This window comes from Vibrio sp. A37 (assembly GCF_059777565.1).
The window spans coordinates 1-250 of the sequence record NZ_JBLNLI010000104.1 but is presented as its reverse complement, the minus strand read 5'-3'; the positions used below and the strand labels follow the sequence as shown (position 1 = coordinate 250).

Sequence of the window (250 nt, the reverse complement as noted above, 5' to 3'; positions counted from 1 at the left end):
AGACTGCCTTTCATCTGCGAGCTAGCAAAAGCTTACGTCAACGTCGATCCAGCTAGAGAGCCTATCCCAATTCGGCCAACCGTACATTACACCATGGGCGGGATTGAGACAGACAAAGGATGTGAAACAAGAATTCATGGACTCTTTGCCGTTGGCGAATGTGCCTCTGTTGGATTACATGGCGCTAACCGACTCGGCTCAAACTCACTAGCAGAGTTTGTGGTATTTGGTCGTGTCGCGGGGGAAAACG

The 250-nt window shown here is 50.4% G+C and carries 1 protein-coding gene; it reads left to right on the top strand.

The window, feature by feature from the left end; all coding sequences use genetic code 11:
* Positions 1–250 (top strand): FAD-binding protein (locus tag ACM2FC_RS23695; protein WP_498483484.1); only part of this gene is annotated, 250 nt, incomplete at both ends.